The following is a 17254-nucleotide window of genomic DNA, read 5'->3' as shown; positions in this document are numbered from 1 at the left end:
GGGGGACCGGGTGTGATCGGTGTCCATGTCCGGGCCAGCGCCGTCCGTCGCTCCGACATGCCCCGATCCGCCGACAGCGAACATCGACCGATGCCAGGCGTCAGCAGGGTGCCGTTACGCGAGCAGGGGGCGGGTGTAGCGGAGTTGGGGGGTGGCGGCGGTGCCGATGTACTCCTCGCGTTGCGCGCCCGTCGGGGTCCAGCCGCCGCGCTGGTAGAAGGCGCGGGCGTGGGCGTTGTCCCGCAGGACCCAGAGCACCGCGTGCCGCCAGCCCCGGGCCCGCATGGCGTTCAACGCGTCCTCCATCAGCGTGCGTCCGGTGCCCCGGCCCTGCTCGGCCGGGTCCAGGTGGAGCGCGTTGAGCAGCCCGGTGGCTGGGTCGTCCTCGTCGTCCGGGCCCAGGTAGCTGAACCCGACCAGCGCCCCGGCCCGCTCGGCCACCGTCAGCCGGTGCGCGTCCCGCTCCCAGCGCCACCGCTCGACCCAGTACCGCCCCATCGCCTCTGCCGTCGGTTCGGCCAGCGCCTCGGCCGGGACGAACGAGGAGTACGCGACGACCCGGGAGCGCTGGTGCAGGGCGCCCACCGCCATCAGGTCGTCACCGGTCGCAGGACGGAGCATGACGGTCATCCGGCCGAGGCTACCCGCCGGGGTGGGAGCTGCACCGTGCTCAGGTCCTCCGCGATGATCAGGTCACCGTCGAAGTGCGCGCGCGCCTCGTCGTGGAACCGGCGTGGGTCGGGGTAGCGCTGGGAGAAGTGGGTGAGCACGAGCCGGCGTACCCCGGACTCGGTTGCCACCCGGGCGGCCTGCGCCGCGGTCAGGTGGCCGACCTCGGCGGCGAGCGCGGCCTCCGACTCCAGGAAGGTCGACTCGATGACCAGCAGGTCGGCGTGCTCGGCGAGGGCGTACACCCCGTCGCAGAGGCCGGTGTCCATCACGAAGGCGAACCGCTGCCCCGGCCGGGGCACGCTCACCTCGTCGCGGGTGACGCGGCGCCCGTCGAGGTCCAGGTGCCCGATGCGGATCAGTTCGCCGACGGCCGGCCCGGCGATGTCGTACGCGGCCAGCTTCTCCGGCAGCATCCGGTAGCCGTCCGGCTCGACCAGCCGGTAGCCGTACGTCTCGATGGGGTGTCGCAGCCGGCGGGCTTCCAGCGTGCCGCAGCTCAGGGTGATCCGCTGCCCGTCGGTCTCGATCGGGGTGACCGCCAGCTCGGCGGTCTCGTAGAAGGAGGTGGCGTGCCGTAGCCGGGCGAAGTATTCGGCGCCGCCGGCCGGGAAGTGCACGGCCACCGGGCGCGTCACCCGGTCCAGGGAGAGCCGCTGGATGGTGCCGGGCAGCCCGAGGCAGTGGTCGCCGTGGAAGTGCGTGACGCAGATCCGGGTCAGGTCGCTGGCGGTGACCGTGGTGTGCAGGAGTTGGCGCTGGCTGCCCTCACCCGGGTCGAAGAGGATCACCTCGTCGTCCCAGCGCAGCACGTACCCGTTGTGGTTGCGCTGGCGAGTCGGCGCCTGGCTGGCCGTTCCCAGGACCACCAGCTCGCGCATCGACATCGCCGGTCCTCCGGATATGAAGCGACCCCCGGGGTTTTCCGCGCTTGCGCGCGGGCCGGCTGGACTGAGGCCGGCACCCCGGGGGTCGGGTGGCTGTCATGGATTTCGCCGCACCGCTGCCACACGGTCTCGACGTTGTTGCTGGTGCCCGCCTCGCGGCGGACCGATCACTGTCGAGGACAGCGGCTAGCTGACAGCCACCTCACGAGTCCGATTGCTATACAAGTCTGGACCACCTCCTTTCACGTGTACGGCCACGTTATCGAGTCCTGACCGGGCCCGGCAACGGATTTCGATCACACGGTCCGACGGGAATGCCCGGCCGCCTTCTCGGCGGCCGGGCATCGAGGTCGTACGGGTCGGCGGTGGGTCAGCCCGCGGTACGGGCCACGCCGACCGGGCAGCTCAGCCCGTTCGGGCCGTGGTTGCAGTACCCGTTCGGGTTCTTCGTCGGGGCCAGGTACTGCTGGTGGTAGTCCTCGGCAAAGTAGTAGCTGCCGAGCGGGGTGATCTCGGTGGTGATCTCACCCTTGCCGGCGCGCGTCACGATCGGCTGGAACGCGTCCCGGGACGACTCGGCGATGGTCCGCTGCTCGTCGGTGGTCGTGTAGATCGCCGACCGGTACTGGGTGCCCACGTCGTTGCCCTGGCGCATGCCCTGGGTCGGGTCGTGGTTCTCCCAGAAGACCTTCAGGAGATCCTCATAGGTGATCTTGCTGGGGTCGTACACCACCTGGACGACCTCGGCGTGCCCGGTCCGGCCGGAACACGTCTCCTCGTACGTCGGGTTCCTGGTGGTGCCACCGGCGTAGCCGGCGGAGGTGGTGTAGACGCCGGGCAGCGTCCAGAACAGCCGCTCGGCCCCCCAGAAACAGCCCATGCCGAAGACCGCGACCTGCAGGCCCTCCGGGAACGGGCCCTTCAGGGGGGTGCCCAGCACCTCGTGGCGGTCGGCGACCGGCATGGCGATCGGGCGGCCCGGCAGGGCCTGGTCGGGCGAAACCATCTCGGCGTTCATACGGCGCAAAAACACGGTGGGGCGCTCCTCTCGTACCTCTCCCAGCGTGTAACACCGGTGGGTCTTCCTTCCTTACCCGCGCACGTGTGAGTCAGGCCCCGCCCCACCGATCATCGGGCGGCGGTCAGAGAGCGGCGGCGATGCGGTCTGCGGAGGTCTGCGCCTCGGTGTCGTCCTGGTAGCGGGTGCGGGGCCAGAAGAAGCCCCGTAGCCCGTCGCCCTTCGTCCGGGGCACCACATGGGTGTGCAGGTGCGGGACGGACTGGGACACCTTGTTGTTCATCGCCACGAACGTCCCACCGGCTCCGAGAGCGGTCTCCACGGCCACCGCCAGCCGCCGGACCAGCGCGAAGTAGCCGGGCAGCAGGTCGGAGGGCAACTCGGCCAGGGTCACCAGGTGAACCCGGGGCACCACCAGCACATGCCCCTTGAACACCGGCCGGGTGTCCAGGAACGCCACCCCGTCCGGCTCGTCGGCGACCCGGAACGCCGGCACCTCACCCGCCACGATCCCGCAGAACACGCAACCGCTCATCGGCCCAGGCTATGCCGGCGCGTTCCCGGGTCAGAGGGGCCGGCCCCGCGGGGAGCATGGGTTCCGTTCCAGCCTTCGGGACGGGGCACTAGCCTCACCAGAATGAGTCACGGCTTCGAGACGCTCGCCATCCACGCCGGCCAGGACCCTGAGGCCCGAACCGGCGCGGTGATTCCACCGATCTACCAGACCAGCACGTACGCGCAGGACGCCGTCGGCGAGCCCCGGCTCGGCTACGAGTACAGCCGCTCGGGCAACCCGACCCGGGACGCGCTCCAGGAGTGCCTGGCAGCGCTGGAGGGCGGGCCGGTGGGGCTCGCCTTCGCCAGCGGCCTGGCGGCGGAGGACACCCTGCTGCGGGCCGTGTGCCAGCCGGGCGATCACGTGGTGATCCCGGATGACGCGTACGGCGGCACGTACCGGCTCTTCGCCCGCGTCGCCCAGCGCTGGGGCCTGGAGTTCACCCCGGCCAAGGTCTCCGACCCGGCCGCGATCCGGGCGGCCGTGCAACCTGGCCGCACGAAGATCGTCTGGGTGGAGACGCCGACCAACCCGCTGCTCGGCATCGCCGACATCGCCGCCCTGGCCGCCGTGGCACACGACGCGGGTGCGCTGCTGGTGGTCGACAACACCTTCGCCTCGCCGTACCTGCAGCAGCCGATCGCGCACGGCGCGGACGTGGTGGTGCACTCCACCACCAAGTACATCGGCGGGCACTCCGACGTGGTGGGCGGGGCGCTCGTCGTGGCCGACGCCGCACTCGGCGAGGAGCTGCGCTACCACCAGAACGCGATGGGTGCGATCAACGGACCCTTCGACGCCTGGCTCACGCTGCGCGGCATCAAGACCCTCGGGGTACGCATGGATCGGCACTGCGACAACGCGGAGCGGCTCGCCGCGTACCTCGACGGGCACGCGAAGGTGGCCCAGGTGATCTACCCCGGCCTGCCCTCGCACCCCGGTCACGAGGTGGCCGCCAAGCAGATGCGCCGGTTCGGCGGCATGATCTCGTTCCGTGCCGCCGGTGGTGAGGACCACGCGGTGGAGATCTGCAACCAAACCAAGCTCTTCGTGCTCGCCGAGTCGCTGGGCGGCGTGGAGTCCCTGATCGAGCACCCGGGTCGGATGACACACGCAAGTGCTGCCGGCTCGCCGCTTGAAGTTCCCGGGGATCTCGTGCGACTGTCTGTCGGCATCGAGACGGTCGACGACCTGCTCGCCGATCTGGAGCAGGCGCTGGGCTGACCGCTGGGGGAGGATGGCCGTGCAGGACATCGTGGCGACCTGGGTCGGGGCGACCGCCAAGCAGATCGCCCGGGGCGTACGCCGAGGTGACGTGTCGGCCACCCAGGTCGTCGCCGACCACCTTGAGTACATCTCCCGAGCCGACCGTGAGCTGGGCGCGTTCCGTGCCGTGCGCGGCGGCGAGGCGATCACCGAGGCGGAGAAGGTCGACGAGCAGGAAGACCTGGCCAACCTGCCGCTGGCCGGGGTGCCCGTGGCGGTCAAGGAGAACACCCCGGTCGCCGGCCTGCCCACCTGGAACGGGTCGATGGCCGCACGCACCGACGTCGCGGAGGCCGACCACGAGGTGGTGCGTCGGCTGCGTGGCGCCGGCGCGGTGATCCTCGGCGTGACCCGGATGCCGGAGCTGGGGTTGTGGGCGCTCACCGACGACGACACCGCGGTGACCCGCAATCCGTGGGACCGCACGCGTACCCCCGGCGGCTCCTCCGGCGGCGCCGCCGCCGCGGTGGCCGCCGGGCTGGTGCCGATCGCGCACGGCAACGACGGTCTCGGCTCGATCCGGATTCCCGCGGCCTGTTGCGGCCTGGTCGGGCTCAAGCCCGGCCGAGGCGTGGTCCCCTGCCAGCTCGGCGCGGACGACTGGTTCGGCCTCACCGAGCACGGCATGCTGACCAGCACGGTCGCCGACGCGGCGGTCGGCTTCTCGGTGCTCGCCGGTCGGCGTCCCGAGAAGCTGGTCCCGCCGCAGCGGCTACGGGTGGGCGTCTCGCTGCGCTCCCCGGTGCGCGGCGTCGCAGCGGACGCGCCCAACCGGGACGCGGTCGCCGCCGCCGGTCGGCTTCTCGCCGCCGCCGGGCACGACACGGTGCCGGCCGATCCGGTCTACCCCACGGCGCTCGGCCTGCAGGGCATCGCCACCTGGTTCGCCGCCGCCGCCACCGACGTCCGGGCTTCCGGGTTGGACCGGCGTGGCCTGCAACGGCGTACCCGGCGGCACGTCGCGCTGGGCGAGTGGGCGCAGCGTCGCGGCTACGTGCGGGAGGCTGACCGGGCCGCGTGGCGGCAAAGGTCGGTCGACTTCTTCACCGACCACTCGGTCGACCTGCTGCTCACCCCGGCGCTGGCCACTGCTCCGCCGGAGGCGGCACGCTGGTCGGACCGGTCCTGGCGGGCGAACATGGCAGCCAACATCCGGTACGCCCCGTACGCCGCACCGTGGAACATCGCCGGTCTGCCGGCGGTCGTGGTGCCGATCGGCCGCCGCCCGGACGGCCTGCCGGTCGCCGTGCAGCTGGTCGGTCCGCCCGGCTCGGAGCTGCTGCTGCTCGGTGTGGCCGGCCAGTTCGAGATGGCCGCCCCGTGGACGCGGCACGCCCCCGGCTACCCCCAGGTCGGAACGGGGTCGCCGGCCGCCGCATGATCGTCTACGGTGTGCGCGCATCGTCGCGCTGACCGGGGGACATCTGTGCGTTGCCAGACCTGTGGGGACGCCACGTCTCCCGAACACCACGAATGCCAGCGTTGCTACACGCCGCTCGGCCAGCCCGCCATCACGCCGGGGCTGCCGACCTACTCCGTACGCGGGATCGGCCTGGCCGCCCGCATCGCGGTCGGCGCGACCGCTGTGCTGTACCTCGTAGTGGCACTCGGCCCGCTGGTGGGGTTGGTGATGTCCAGGCAGGCCCGGGCCGACAACGACCCGGATCTGCTGATCGGTGCGGTGGTCATCGAGGCGCTGTTGGCGCTGCCCATGGTGGCCGCGTACCTCACCGCCGCCGTGCTGGTGATCATCTGGACCTGGCGGGCGCGGAAGAACACCGACGCGTTCCCGGGTGCGCTGCCGACGCTCGGGGCCGGTTGGGCGATCGCCGGCTGGCTGGTCCCGTTCGCGAACTTGGTGGTGCCGGCCCGGGTGGTGGCCGGCGTGGCGCGGGACAGCCTCTGGCGGCGGTTCACCCCGGACCTGGTGTCCGTCTGGTGGACTGCCTGGTTGGTGTTCAGCGTCGGCGAGCGGGTGGTCAGTCGCCTCGACAGTCGGGCGTACGACAGGCTGCCGGAGACCCCCGCCACCGATGGCGCCTACCAGGCGTACACCGACTACTACCTGGGCTCTCTCCTCCGTAACGCCGTGCCCGCGGTGGCCTGCGTGATCGCCGCGGTGGCGCTGATCGTGCTGATCCAGCGGATCTCCGCTGCGCAGGAGGCCCGCATCGCCCGCGCGCTCCCAGCGTGGCCGACCGCCCCGGTCTGGCCGGCCGCTCGCGCATGATCCACTCCGAATCGCGGATATTGCGCTGACGAAGAGAGGTTGATACCGCGATATCGGGGATGTCGAGCGGATCAACCCAGTGGACGGGATGTCGACCCCGGTGTCGCCGCAGACGGCTCCGGAGGCGGGTGGCACGATCGGGGCATGACGGAACTGGTCGGTCTCGACGACGTGCGGGCCGCACGGGAACTGCTCGCTGGCGTCACCCGGACCACCCCGCTGGAGCCCTCTCGCCCGCTGAGCGCGGCACTGGGCGGGCCGACCTGGCTCAAGTGCGAGAACGTGCAGCGCGCCGGCTCCTACAAGGTGCGTGGCGCGTACGTGCGGATCTCCCGGCTCTCGGCGGCGGAGCGGGAGCGCGGCGTGGTCGCGGCCAGCGCGGGCAACCACGCGCAGGGCGTGGCCCTCGCCGCCGGCCTGGTCGGCACGCACGCCACGGTCTTCATGCCGGTCAACGCGCCGCTGCCGAAGGTGGCCGCCACCAAGGGGTACGGCGCGCAGGTCGAGTTGGCCGGCAACACCGTCGACGAGTCGCTGGTCGCCGCGCACACGTACGCCGAGCGCACCGGCGCGGTGCTGATCCACCCGTTCGACCACCCCGACGTGATCGCCGGCCAGGGCACGGTGGCGCTGGAGATCCTCGAACAGTGCCCGGACGTAAAGACGATCATCACCGCGGTGGGTGGCGGCGGTCTGATCTCGGGCATGGCGGTGGCCGTGAAGGCGTTGCGACCGGACGTACGGATCATCGGCGTCCAGGCGGCCGGTGCGGCGGCGTTCCCGCCCTCACTGGTGGCCGGGGAGCCGGTCCGGCTGCCCGCCTTCTCCACCATCGCCGACGGCATCGCGGTCGGTCGGCCGGGGGAGATCACCTTCAACCACGTGCGCAAGCTGGTCGACGAGATCGTCACGGTCTCCGAGGAAGACATCTCCCGGGCCCTGTTGATGCTGCTGGAGCGCGGTAAGCAGGTGGTCGAGCCGGCCGGGGCGGTCGGCGTCGCCGCGCTGCTGGCCGGCGTGGTGGAGGTGGAGACGCCGGTGGTCGCGGTGCTCTCCGGTGGCAACATCGACCCGTTGCTGATGATGCGGGTGATCGAGCACGGTCTGGCTGCCGCGGGTCGTTACCTGCGGGTATCGGTGCGCTGCTCGGACCGGCCCGGGCAACTCGCGTCGCTGCTCAGCCAGATCGCCGAGCATCGGGCCAACGTGGTGGACGTGGAGCACCAGCGGGCCAACCCGCATCTGGGCCTCGGCGAGGTGGAGGTGGCGCTGTCGGTGGAGACCCGGGGCGTGGAGCACTCGGACACGCTGATCAGCGCGTTACGGGCCAGCGGTTACCAGGTGGTCTTCGCCGCCGAGGCGTGACACGACGTGGTGCCACGCCTCAGCGGCGGCAACGCCTCAGCGCGTGTGGTGAGACCGGCGACGGTCAGCCGGAGAACGGCTCGAAGCTGACCACGGTCACCTTGATGTCGGCGCCACTCGGCGCCGTGTAGGTGCAGGTCTGCCCGGGCCGGCCGCCCAGGATCGCCTTGCCGAGCGCCGACTCGGGGCTGTAGACGGTCAGGTCGGTGGTGGCCGCGATCTCCCGCGAACCGAGCAGGAAGGTCTCGGTGTCGTCGGCGTCGTCGTCGAAGTAGATCGTCACGACCATGCCGGGCGACACCGCGTCCGCAGTCGGCGCCTCGCCGACCTTCGCGGTGCGCAGCAGCTCCTGCAGGTAGCGGATGCGACCCTCGGCCTTGCCCTGCTCCTCGCGGGCGGCGTGGTAGCCGCCGTTCTCCCGCAGGTCGCCCTCCTCGCGCCGCGCGTTGATCTCGGCTGCGATAGCCGGGCGGTTGGCGATGTGCTCGTCGAGCTCGGCCTGGAGGCGGTCGGACGCGTCCTGCGACAGCCAGGTGGCGGGCGCCTCGTTGCCAGTGGACACAGGCGGTCTCCTCAGTTGTGCGTGGCTGGCTGACAGGTGAACTACCAAGTTACCAGTGCGGTACGACACAGCGTGTCGACCATTACCGCCGGTGTCCGGATCCGACACCGTTGGTGGAGGCCCTCCCAGCCCTCGAACGCGATGCTGTCCTGGCAGCTCAGGACGGAGCCTGACAGCGCAGGACCTCGCCGATGAAAGGCCGCGCGGTGGTGGTCAGGCGGTGCTGGGTCAGCACGTGCCGGTCGCCCGGCTCGGCGGTCACCGTGACCTGTTCACGGGCCACCTCGGCACCCGCGCGATCCCGGGCACGAAGCACGCAGACCGCCGAACCGCCCGGCGGCACGGTCACCCGAAAGTCGACCAGCACCTGATTGTCCGTGATGTCGGTGTAGGTGATCACCTGGGCGTCGTAGACCGGGTCGCCGTACTGGCGGTAGAGCCGGACCGAGATCGCGGTCATTGTGGCCACGAGCACCAGCAGCGCGAGCGCGGCCAGCAGCGTACGGCGGCGCCCTCCGCCCGTTGCTCGGCGACGGCCGTAGCGCCCGGCCGGGAATACCGGCGCGCCTGGTGAAATTGTGGCGTGCGTCTCGGTCACCGGCGGGTATCTCCTGGCGTTGTTGTCGGCGGCATCGGCAAGAATGACAGAGTCCATCCTCCCACCCGGTCCAGCGGCAGGAATGGCAGGTCATGCCCTGCGGTGCTGACCGGCGATGGGGTGTGAGGAACGATCCCGGCAGGTCAGCCGGTCGAGCCCGGTCGGGTCCACCGTCCGGCACAGACGAGGAGCGCCGAAGTTGGCAGAGCAACTGCGTCTCATGGCCGTGCACGCTCACCCGGACGACGAGTCGAGCAAGGGCGCGGCGACGACGGCGAAGTATGTCGCCCAGGGGGTGGACGTCCTGGTCGTGACGTGCACTGGCGGGGAACGCGGGAGCGTGCTCAACCCCAAGCTCGACCGGCCCGACGTGTGGGCCAACATCGCCGAGATCCGTCGTGCCGAGATGGACGCCGCGCGGGCGATCCTCGGCGTCGATCAGGCGTGGCTGGGCTTCGTCGACTCGGGCCTGCCCGAGGGCGACCCGCTGCCGCCGCTGCCCGAGGGCTGTTTCGCCCTGCAGGACGTCGATGTGGCCGCCGGCCCACTGGTGCGGCTGATGCGCGAGTTCCGTCCGCATGTGGTGACCACGTACGACGAAGAGGGCGGCTACCCGCACCCGGACCACATCATGTGCCACAAGGTGAGCATGGCGGCGTTCGAGGCTGCCGGTGACCCGGAGCGCTACCCGGAGCTGGGCGCTCCCTGGCAGCCGCTCAAGCTCTACTACGACATCGGCTTCTCCAAGGCCAAGATCATGGCTTTGCACGAAGGCATGCTGTCCGCTGGTCTGGAGTCGCCCTACGAAGAGTGGCTCAAGCGGTGGGAGGATCGGCCGGACAAGGGTCCCCGGGTCACCACCCGGGTGGACTGCGCCGATTACTTCCCGGTCCGCGACGACGCGCTGCGCGCCCACGCCACCCAGGTCGACCCGGACGGCTTCTGGTTCCACGTTCCGATGGACCTGCAGCAGCGCGCCTGGCCGACCGAGGACTTCGAGCTGGCCCGCTCCGTGGTCGACAGCCCGCTGCCCGAGTCTGATCTCTTCGCCGGGGTCCGGGAGACGGCGCACGCACGTTGATTTCGGGCGGGGCTACCCTGGTTACCAACCGCACATCGGAGGAACGCCATGCTGACCACTGCCCAGGTGCTCGCGGAGAACAACTTCGGGGACACCCGCACGGGTGGGCTGGCCGGGCCGATGGGCCTCTTCCTCATCCTGCTGCTGGCCACCGCGACCATCCTGTTGATCCGCAACATGAACGCTCGGCTGCGCCGCTTGCCTGATCGGTTTCCGCAGCAGACCGGGCCGACCGATCCGACCAGGGCCGATGCGACAGTCGTCGATCCGACAGACGGGACCGGAGCGCGTGATTCATCCACGCCCGCTCCCAACGGGCACCAGCAGCACCGGAACGGGTAGTCCGCGCATGATTCACGCCGAACCGGTTGGTCGCCCCCTGTTGCGGCCACCCGGTTTGGCTTAGCCTTCCGCCGGGGGGACCAAAAGTCCCCGAGCCGTGTGCGGGAGGGGGCGCCGATGACCAGCACAGCACCGGCCGCCCGCCGCAACCTCGGTCGGTCGGCTGACGGGGGAGGTCGATGACCTCCGGCCCGGCCGGCGACCCGCTCGACCGGCTCGCGGTGCGTCGCACACCGGGCCGGCTGCTCGTGCTCAGCGCCGCTGTCACGCTGACCGCCGTGGCCGCCGCCGCGGTCGGATTGACCCTCCCGGCCAGGCTGCCGGCCGACGACCCGCTCGGAGGCCCGGCCCGTTTCGGCATCGCTGTCGCCGTCCTCGCTCTCGCCCAGCTCGCCCGGCTTCGGTTCCGCTCGGCCGCAGGAATGGTCAGCATCACCTGGGGTGAGGCGGCCCTGATCGTCTGCCTGTACCTGACGCCGGCCGGCTGGCTGCCGTCTGCCACGCTGCTCGGCACCGGGCTGGCCTGGACGATGCTGTCGCTGTACAACGACCGCCGTCCGGCCCTGGAGATCGTCCGAATCGCCGCGTCGCTGGCCGCCGCGTCGGCGCTGGCCGTTTCCGTGACCACTGCGCTCGGGCGGCCGCTGCTCGCCCCGCCCACCCCGATGCTGGCGGTGGCCGTGATCGCCGGGTCGGTGACCTACCTCCTGGTGACCGCCTGGCTGGGCGGGGTGACGCTGGGCCTGCGGCACGGGCTGCCGATCGGGCCGCCGCTGCTCGCCGCGCTGCGCGGCAAGCTGCTGATGTTCGTCGGCAACGTGGCGGTCGGCCTTGTGGTGGTCGCACTGCTGGAGCTCGACCCCCGCTGGTTGCTGTTGCTGCCGCCGCTGCTCTGGCTGTTGCAGCAGACCTATCGCTACCGTCTGCGCGCCGATCAGGAGCGCCGCACCTGGCGAGCCTTCGCCGAGGCCACCGCGGCCCTCAACCAGCTCGACGAGCGGGGCGTGGCGAGCGCGGCGGTGACCGGGGCGCTGACGCTGTTCAACGCCGAGTTGGTGGACGTCGACGTGGCTCGGGCCGACGGCCGCTGGCACCGATACCGGGGCGACGCCAGCGGCCAGCTGGTCGATCGTGAGGTGGGCCCACCGGACCAGTCGGAGTTGGACGAACACGAGCTGAGCCGGGCACTGTCGGTGGGCGCTGCTCCGGTTGGTCGGCTGCGGGTCCGGTTCCCCCGCTCAGCCCCGCCCACCGCCCGAGAACACGACGCGGTGGCCGCGTTCGGCGACGCGCTCGCCGCCGCGCTGCACGACGCCGCGACTCACCGCGAGCTGCGGCTGGTCACCGCCCGGTCGTCGTACGAGGCGGTCCACGATCCGCTCACCGGGTTGGCCAACCGGGCGGCGATGCTCGGCAAGGGCGATCAGTTGCTGCGACAGCTCGCGCACGATCACCCGGTGGCGCTGCTGCTGCTGGACATCAACCAGTTCAAGGAAGTCAACGACACCCTCGGCCACGCCGCGGGCGACCAGTTGCTGCGGCTGACCGCGAACCGGCTCAGCGCGCTGGCCCGCCCTGGTGACCTGCTCGGCCGGCTCGGCGGCGACGAGTTCGCTCTGCTGCTCACCGCAGTGCCGGTGCTCAGCGACCGGGCCGCCCCGATGGCACACGCGTTGCGTCAGGCCCGCGAGATCGCCGAGCAGTTGGCCGCGCCAACCGAGGTGGCCGGGGTGCGGATGTCGATCGAGGTCTCCGTCGGAGTGGTGGTGGCCGACGCGGGGACCGCCGACCTGACCGAGCTGCTGCGCCGCGCCGACATCGCGATGTACCAGGCCAAGGAGGGCGGCGGCAACGTCGCCGTGTACGACGGCACCCGGGATGCGGCCAGCACCGACCAGCTCGCCCTGCTGGCCGAGCTACGAGAGGCGCTGAAGGTCGACGATCAGCTGGTGCTGGCGTTGCAACCGGCGGTCGACCTGGCCACGGGTGCGCCCACCGGTGTGGAGGCGCTGATCCGCTGGCGGCATCCCCGGCGCGGTTGGCTGAACCCGGCCGACTTCATCCGGCCGGTGGAGAACAGCGAGCAGCTCGGCACCTTCACCCGTTATGTGCTGGACAAGGCGCTCGGCGTGGCCGCCAGTTGGGCGCGGGACGGCCTGGACGTCCCGATCTCGGTCAACCTCTCGGCGCGCAGCCTGCTCGACCCCCGGCTGCCGGCGGAGATCGCCGACGCGCTGCGTCGCCACCAGGTGCCGCCGCACCGGCTCGTCCTGGAGATCACCGAGACGGTGGTGATGAGTGAGCTGGAGGTCATCGACGAGGTGCTGGCCACGCTCCGGTCGATGGGCGTGCAGCTCGCGGTGGACGACTTCGGCACCGGCTTCTCCTCGTTGACCTTCCTCACCCGGATCGCGGTCGACGAGTTGAAGGTGGACCGCTCGTTCGTGGTTCGGATGGCCGACTCGCCGGAGGCGGCAGCGATCGTACGGACGACCGTGGGCCTCGCTCACGAGCTGGGGCTGCGCGTGGTCGCCGAAGGGGTGGAGACCGCCGAGCAGCGGATGGCCCTGGCCGAGCTGGGTTGCACGTCCGCGCAGGGCTACCACTTCTTCAAGCCGATGCCGGCGGACAAGATCGGGGCGGTGCTCGGGTCGCTGCGCGACTCGGCGGAGTCGAACGTCTTCCGGCTCCGCGCCGACGGCGCCTCCTGACCCCATCCGGAGGCACTATGGTCGTCGGGTGAACCGACTCGTCGACGCCACCAGCCCGTACCTGCTCCAGCACGCCGGCAACCCGGTCGACTGGTGGCCCTGGTCGGACGAGGCGTTCGCCGAGGCGAAACGGCGAGACGTCCCGGTGCTCATCTCGGTGGGCTACGCGGCCTGCCACTGGTGCCACGTCATGGCGCACGAGTCGTTCGAGAACGAACAGGTCGGCGCCCTCATGAACGACAACTTCGTGTCGATCAAGGTCGATCGTGAGGAGCGTCCGGACGTGGACGCGGTCTACATGACCGCGACCCAGGCTATGACCGGCCAGGGCGGTTGGCCGATGACCGTCTTCGCCACCCCGGACGGCACCCCGTTCTTCTGCGGCACCTACTTCCCTCGAACCAACTTCGTCCAGTTGCTCCAGTCGGTCGCCACCGCCTGGCGGGAGCAGCGCGAAGCGGTGCTGCACCAGGGTGCCGCGGTGGTCGAGGCGATCGGCGGCGCGCAGGCCGTGGGTGGCCCCACCGCCCCGCTGGACGCCCCGCTGCTCGACGCCGCGGCCGCCAAGCTGGCCAGTGAGTACGACGAGACGAACGGTGGCTTCGGCGGCGCCCCGAAGTTCCCACCACACATGAACCTGCTCTTCCTGCTGCGCCACCACCAACGCACCGGGGACCCGCGCAGCCTGGAGATCACCCGGCACACCGCCGAGGCGATGGCCCGTGGCGGCATCTACGACCAGCTCGCCAGCGGCTTTGCCCGGTACTCGGTGGACGCGCATTGGACGGTGCCGCACTTCGAGAAGATGCTCTACGACAACGCGCTGCTGCTCCGGCTCTACACCCAGCTGTGGCGGCTCACCGGCGACCCGCTGGCCCGCCGGGTGGCTCGGGACACCGCCCGGTTCCTCGCCGACGAGCTGCACCGGCCGGGGGAGGGTTTCGCGTCCGCGCTGGACGCCGACACCGAGGGCGTCGAGGGGCTCACCTACGCCTGGACGCCCGCCCAACTCGTCGAGGCGTTGGGCGAGGAGGACGGCCGGTTCGCCGCCGACCTGTTCACCGTGACCGATGACGGAACCTTTGAACACGGTACGAGCGTGCTCCGGCTCGCCCGGGACGTCGACGATGCCGCGCCCGAGGTCCGCGCCCGCTGGCGGCAGGTGGTCGGGCAACTGCTCAGCGCCCGGGACACCCGCCCGCAGCCGGCCCGCGACGACAAGGTGGTGGCCGCCTGGAACGGCCTGGCGATCACCGCCATCGTCGAGTTCCAGCAGGTCGCCGCGCTGTACGCGTCCCCGCAGGACGAGGACGCCAACCTGATGGACGGCGTGACCATCGTCGCCGACGGCGCGATGCGCGATGCCGCCGAGCACCTGGCCACGGTGCACCTGGTGGACGGCCGGCTGCGCCGGGTCTCCCGGGATGGCAGGGTCGGCGAGCCGGCTGGCGTCCTGGAGGACTACGGCTGTGTGGCCGAGGCCTTCTGCGCGTTGCACCAGCTCACCGGCGAGGGTCGCTGGCTCACGCTGGCCGGCGGGTTGCTGGACACCGCGTTGGAGCACTTCGCCGCGCCGGGTGGCGCCTTCTACGACACGGCTGACGACGCGGAGCGGCTGGTCGCCCGGCCGGCCGACCCGACCGACAACGCCACCCCGTCCGGCCGGTCCGCGTTGATCGCCGGCCTGGTGGCGTACGCGGCGCTGACCGGGGAGACGCGCTACCGGGAGGCCGCCGAGGCGGCACTCGGTACGGTCGCGCCGATCGTCGGACAGCACCCCCGGTTCACCGGGTACGCGGCCATGACCGGCGAGGCGTTGCTCTCCGGGCCGTACGAGATCGCCGTGGTGACCGACGACCCGACCGGCGACCCCCTGGTGACCGCGGCACGCCGGCACGCCCCGCCGGGGGCGGTGGTGGTGGCCGGGCGTCCGGACCAGCCCGGTGTGCCGCTGCTCGCCGACCGGCCGCTGGTCGACGGGCGGTCCGCCGCGTACGTCTGCCGGGGGTTCGTCTGCCAGCGGCCGGTCACCTCCGTCGAGGACCTGGTCGCCGAGCTCGGTGGAGCCGGCTGATCGTCCGAGGTAGCGCCCGGTAGTTGTCCGCGCCGCACGCCAGGCGGTCCGTCCAGCGCTTCCCGGGCGGGCCGCCGGCCCTCCGGGTGGGCGCGTCGGCGTCCCGGATAGGCTGGCCGCGCTATGGATTCCCGTACCGGTCTGCCTGTTGTCGGCATGGTGGGTGGTGGCCAGTTGGCCCGGATGACCCATCAGGCCGCGATCGCCCTCGGCCAGTCACTGCGTGTGCTCGCGACCGCCCCCGACGACGGTGCGGCGCTTGTCGCCGCCGACGTCCAGTACGGCGACCACACCGACCTGGCCGCCCTACGTACCTTCGCCAAGGGCTCCGACGTCGTCACCTTCGACCACGAGCATGTGCCCACCGAGCACATCCGCACGCTGGCCGCGGAAGGGGTGACCCTGTACCCGCCGGCGGACGCGTTGCTGCACGCCCAGGACAAGCAGGTCATGCGGGAACGCCTGACCGAGCTGGGTGCGCCCAACCCGGCGTGGCGGCCGGTCGGCGAGCCCGCCGACCTCGTCCGCTTCGGCGAGCAGCTCGGCTGGCCGGTGGTGCTCAAGGCGGCCCGAGGTGGCTACGACGGCCGGGGCGTCTGGATGGTCGACGACGCCGCCCAGGCCACCGAGCTGGCAGCCACGCTGCTCGCCGGGGGGACCCGGCTGATCGTCGAGGAGCGGGTGCCGTTGCGCCGGGAGTTGGCCGTCCAGGTGGCCCGGTCGCCTTTCGGCCAGGTGGCCGCGTACCCGGTGGTCGAGACGGTGCAGTCCGACGGCATCAACGTGGAGGTGCTGGCCCCGGCGCCCGGCCTGGACGAGGAGCTGGCGGTCTCCGCCCAGCAACTCGCTATCGACCTGGCCACGGCGCTCGGCGTGGTCGGTCTGCTGGCCGTGGAGCTCTTCGAGGTGCGCGACGACGCCGGCCGGCCCGCGATCGTGGTCAACGAGCTGGCGATGCGCCCGCACAACTCCGGGCACTGGACCATCGAGGGTGCCCGGACCTCGCAGTTCGAGCAGCACCTCCGGGCGGTGCTGGACTACCCCATGGGCGACACCGCGCTGACCGCGCCGATCGTGGTGATGGCGAACGTGCTCGGCGGCGAGCCGGGCGGGATCTCGATCGACGAGCGGCTGCACCACCTCTTCGCCGCCGAGCCGGGTGCCAAGGTGCACCTCTACGGCAAGCAGGTGCGACCCGGTCGGAAGATCGGGCACGTCACGGTGCTCGGCGACGACCTGGACGACGTACGGGCGCGGGCCGCGCGGGCCGCGCGTTGGCTGCGCGAGGGGCACGAGTGAGCCACGCTGTCGTGAACGAGGAGGGGGCCCGAGTGAGCACGGTCGGGTTGATCATGGGCAGCGACTCGGACTGGCCGACCATGCGGGCCGCAGCCGAGGTGTTGGACGACTTCGGTGTGGCGTACGAGGTGCGGGTGATCTCGGCACATCGGACTCCGGTCGCGATGATCGAGTACGGCCGTGACGCCGCCGACCGGGGCCTGAAGGTGATCATCGCCGGGGCTGGTGGTGCTGCCGCCCTGCCGGGCATGGTCGCCTCGGTGACGCCGCTACCGGTGATCGGTGTGCCGGTGCCGCTGAAGCACCTCGACGGCATGGACTCGCTGCTGTCCATCGTGCAGATGCCGGCCGGGGTCCCGGTGGCCACCGTGTCGATCGGCAACGCCCGCAACGCCGGCCTGCTCGCCGTGCGAATCCTCGGCGCCAACGACGAGAACCTGCGCGCAAGAATGACGACCTACCAGCAGGACCTGGAAAAGCTGGTAGCCACCAAGGAAGCAGCCCTCCAGGCAACCCTCCGGTAGCCCTCGCGACCCCGGCCCTCAATGGGGTCGATCATGAAGTTATGGTGCCCGAAAAGGGATTCTTAGAGTTTT

16 protein-coding genes are annotated in these 17254 nt (G+C 71.5%); 10 read left to right on the top strand and 6 right to left on the bottom strand.

Features of this window, described 5'->3' with window-relative positions; all coding sequences use genetic code 11:
* Window positions 1–114: 114 nt before the first annotated feature.
* The 4 genes from ABZT18_RS07215 to ABZT18_RS07200 form a co-directional block, all read right to left on the bottom strand.
* Window positions 115–630, bottom strand: coding sequence for a GNAT family N-acetyltransferase (locus tag ABZT18_RS07215; protein ID WP_354995717.1), 516 nt, complete (start codon window positions 628–630; stop codon window positions 115–117).
* Window positions 627–1556 (bottom strand): ribonuclease Z, encoded by a 930-nt coding sequence (locus ABZT18_RS07210; RefSeq protein ID WP_354995716.1) that lies wholly within the window; start codon window positions 1554–1556, stop codon window positions 627–629. The genes ABZT18_RS07215 and ABZT18_RS07210 overlap by 4 nt, the downstream gene beginning before the upstream one ends.
* Before the next feature lie 370 nt (window positions 1557–1926).
* Complete coding sequence (msrA, locus tag ABZT18_RS07205) at window positions 1927–2589, bottom strand: peptide-methionine (S)-S-oxide reductase MsrA (RefSeq protein ID WP_354995715.1); 663 nt, start codon at window positions 2587–2589, stop codon at window positions 1927–1929.
* Window positions 2590–2698: 109 nt separating this feature from the next.
* Window positions 2699–3109 carry an HIT family protein gene (locus tag ABZT18_RS07200; protein WP_354995714.1) on the bottom strand — a complete coding sequence of 137 codons (411 nt, stop codon included), beginning with the start codon at window positions 3107–3109 and terminating at the stop codon, window positions 2699–2701.
* Between the two features lie 102 nt (window positions 3110–3211).
* On the opposite strand from ABZT18_RS07200, the gene ABZT18_RS07195 reads away from it, so the two are divergent.
* The 4 genes from ABZT18_RS07195 to ilvA all read left to right on the top strand — a co-directional run bounded on the left by ABZT18_RS07195 (window position 3212) and on the right by ilvA (window position 7991).
* The gene (locus ABZT18_RS07195) at window positions 3212–4354 is read left to right on the top strand and encodes a cystathionine gamma-synthase (RefSeq protein WP_354995713.1); all 1143 of its coding nucleotides are present in this window, start codon (window positions 3212–3214) and stop codon (window positions 4352–4354) included.
* Window positions 4355–4367: 13 nt separating this feature from the next.
* Complete coding sequence (locus ABZT18_RS07190; RefSeq protein ID WP_354995712.1) at window positions 4368–5777, top strand: amidase family protein; 1410 nt, start codon at window positions 4368–4370, stop codon at window positions 5775–5777.
* 45 nt (window positions 5778–5822) lie between these two features.
* Window positions 5823–6626: a DUF4328 domain-containing protein gene (locus tag ABZT18_RS07185; protein WP_354995711.1), complete on the top strand. Its 804-nt coding sequence runs from the start codon at window positions 5823–5825 to the stop codon at window positions 6624–6626.
* 144 nt (window positions 6627–6770) lie between these two features.
* The gene (gene ilvA, locus ABZT18_RS07180; protein ID WP_354995710.1) at window positions 6771–7991 is read left to right on the top strand and encodes a threonine ammonia-lyase; all 1221 of its coding nucleotides are present in this window, start codon (window positions 6771–6773) and stop codon (window positions 7989–7991) included.
* Window positions 7992–8055: 64 nt separating this feature from the next.
* Here the strand turns inward: ilvA and greA are convergent, their stop codons facing one another.
* Window positions 8056–8553, bottom strand: coding sequence for a transcription elongation factor GreA (gene greA / locus ABZT18_RS07175; protein ID WP_354995709.1), 498 nt, complete (start codon window positions 8551–8553; stop codon window positions 8056–8058).
* A 157-nt stretch (window positions 8554–8710) separates the two neighbouring features.
* Entirely contained in the window at window positions 8711–9151 is a 441-nt protein-coding gene (locus ABZT18_RS07170; RefSeq protein WP_354995774.1) for a DUF4307 domain-containing protein, read from the bottom strand.
* Window positions 9152–9350: 199 nt separating this feature from the next.
* Here ABZT18_RS07170 and mca point away from each other — a divergent pair, with 199 nt between their 5' ends.
* The 6 genes from mca to purE all read left to right on the top strand — a co-directional run bounded on the left by mca (window position 9351) and on the right by purE (window position 17182).
* Window positions 9351–10232: a mycothiol conjugate amidase Mca gene (mca, locus tag ABZT18_RS07165; RefSeq protein ID WP_354995708.1), complete on the top strand. Its 882-nt coding sequence runs from the start codon at window positions 9351–9353 to the stop codon at window positions 10230–10232.
* A gap of 48 nt (window positions 10233–10280) precedes the next feature.
* Window positions 10281–10574 (top strand): hypothetical protein, encoded by a 294-nt coding sequence (locus tag ABZT18_RS07160; RefSeq protein ID WP_354995707.1) that lies wholly within the window; start codon window positions 10281–10283, stop codon window positions 10572–10574.
* A 179-nt stretch (window positions 10575–10753) separates the two neighbouring features.
* Window positions 10754–13285: a bifunctional diguanylate cyclase/phosphodiesterase gene (locus ABZT18_RS07155; RefSeq protein WP_354995706.1), complete on the top strand. Its 2532-nt coding sequence runs from the start codon at window positions 10754–10756 to the stop codon at window positions 13283–13285.
* 28 nt (window positions 13286–13313) lie between these two features.
* The gene (locus ABZT18_RS07150) at window positions 13314–15359 is read left to right on the top strand and encodes a thioredoxin domain-containing protein (protein WP_354995705.1); all 2046 of its coding nucleotides are present in this window, start codon (window positions 13314–13316) and stop codon (window positions 15357–15359) included.
* A 123-nt stretch (window positions 15360–15482) separates the two neighbouring features.
* Window positions 15483–16658, top strand: a complete 1176-nt coding sequence (locus ABZT18_RS07145) for a 5-(carboxyamino)imidazole ribonucleotide synthase (RefSeq protein ID WP_354995704.1) — start codon at window positions 15483–15485, stop codon at window positions 16656–16658.
* 32 nt (window positions 16659–16690) lie between these two features.
* Window positions 16691–17182: a 5-(carboxyamino)imidazole ribonucleotide mutase gene (purE, locus tag ABZT18_RS07140; protein WP_354995773.1), complete on the top strand. Its 492-nt coding sequence runs from the start codon at window positions 16691–16693 to the stop codon at window positions 17180–17182.
* Window positions 17183–17254 lie beyond the last annotated feature (72 nt).

It is taken from the genome of Micromonospora sp. NPDC005291 (genome assembly GCF_040607415.1).
Taxonomy (GTDB): domain Bacteria; phylum Actinomycetota; class Actinomycetes; order Mycobacteriales; family Micromonosporaceae; genus Micromonospora.
This window is presented reverse-complemented; position numbering and strand designations above follow the sequence as displayed.

What these genes read in the sequence shown, in the direction of transcription:
- ABZT18_RS07190 (WP_354995712.1), top strand. Translation starts at nt 4,368, where the DNA reads ATGGCCGTGCAGGACATCGTGGCGACCTGGGTCGGGGCGACCGCCAAG.
- ABZT18_RS07210 (WP_354995716.1), bottom strand. Translation starts at nt 1,556, where the DNA reads ATGTCGATGCGCGAGCTGGTGGTCCTGGGAACGGCCAGCCAGGCGCCG.
- ABZT18_RS07215 (WP_354995717.1), bottom strand. Translation starts at nt 630, where the DNA reads ATGACCGTCATGCTCCGTCCTGCGACCGGTGACGACCTGATGGCGGTG.
- ABZT18_RS07200 (WP_354995714.1), bottom strand. Translation starts at nt 3,109, where the DNA reads ATGAGCGGTTGCGTGTTCTGCGGGATCGTGGCGGGTGAGGTGCCGGCG.
- ilvA (WP_354995710.1), top strand. Translation starts at nt 6,771, where the DNA reads ATGACGGAACTGGTCGGTCTCGACGACGTGCGGGCCGCACGGGAACTG.
- ABZT18_RS07145 (WP_354995704.1), top strand. Translation starts at nt 15,483, where the DNA reads ATGGATTCCCGTACCGGTCTGCCTGTTGTCGGCATGGTGGGTGGTGGC.
- ABZT18_RS07160 (WP_354995707.1), top strand. Translation starts at nt 10,281, where the DNA reads ATGCTGACCACTGCCCAGGTGCTCGCGGAGAACAACTTCGGGGACACC.
- ABZT18_RS07195 (WP_354995713.1), top strand. Translation starts at nt 3,212, where the DNA reads ATGAGTCACGGCTTCGAGACGCTCGCCATCCACGCCGGCCAGGACCCT.
- ABZT18_RS07155 (WP_354995706.1), top strand. Translation starts at nt 10,754, where the DNA reads ATGACCTCCGGCCCGGCCGGCGACCCGCTCGACCGGCTCGCGGTGCGT.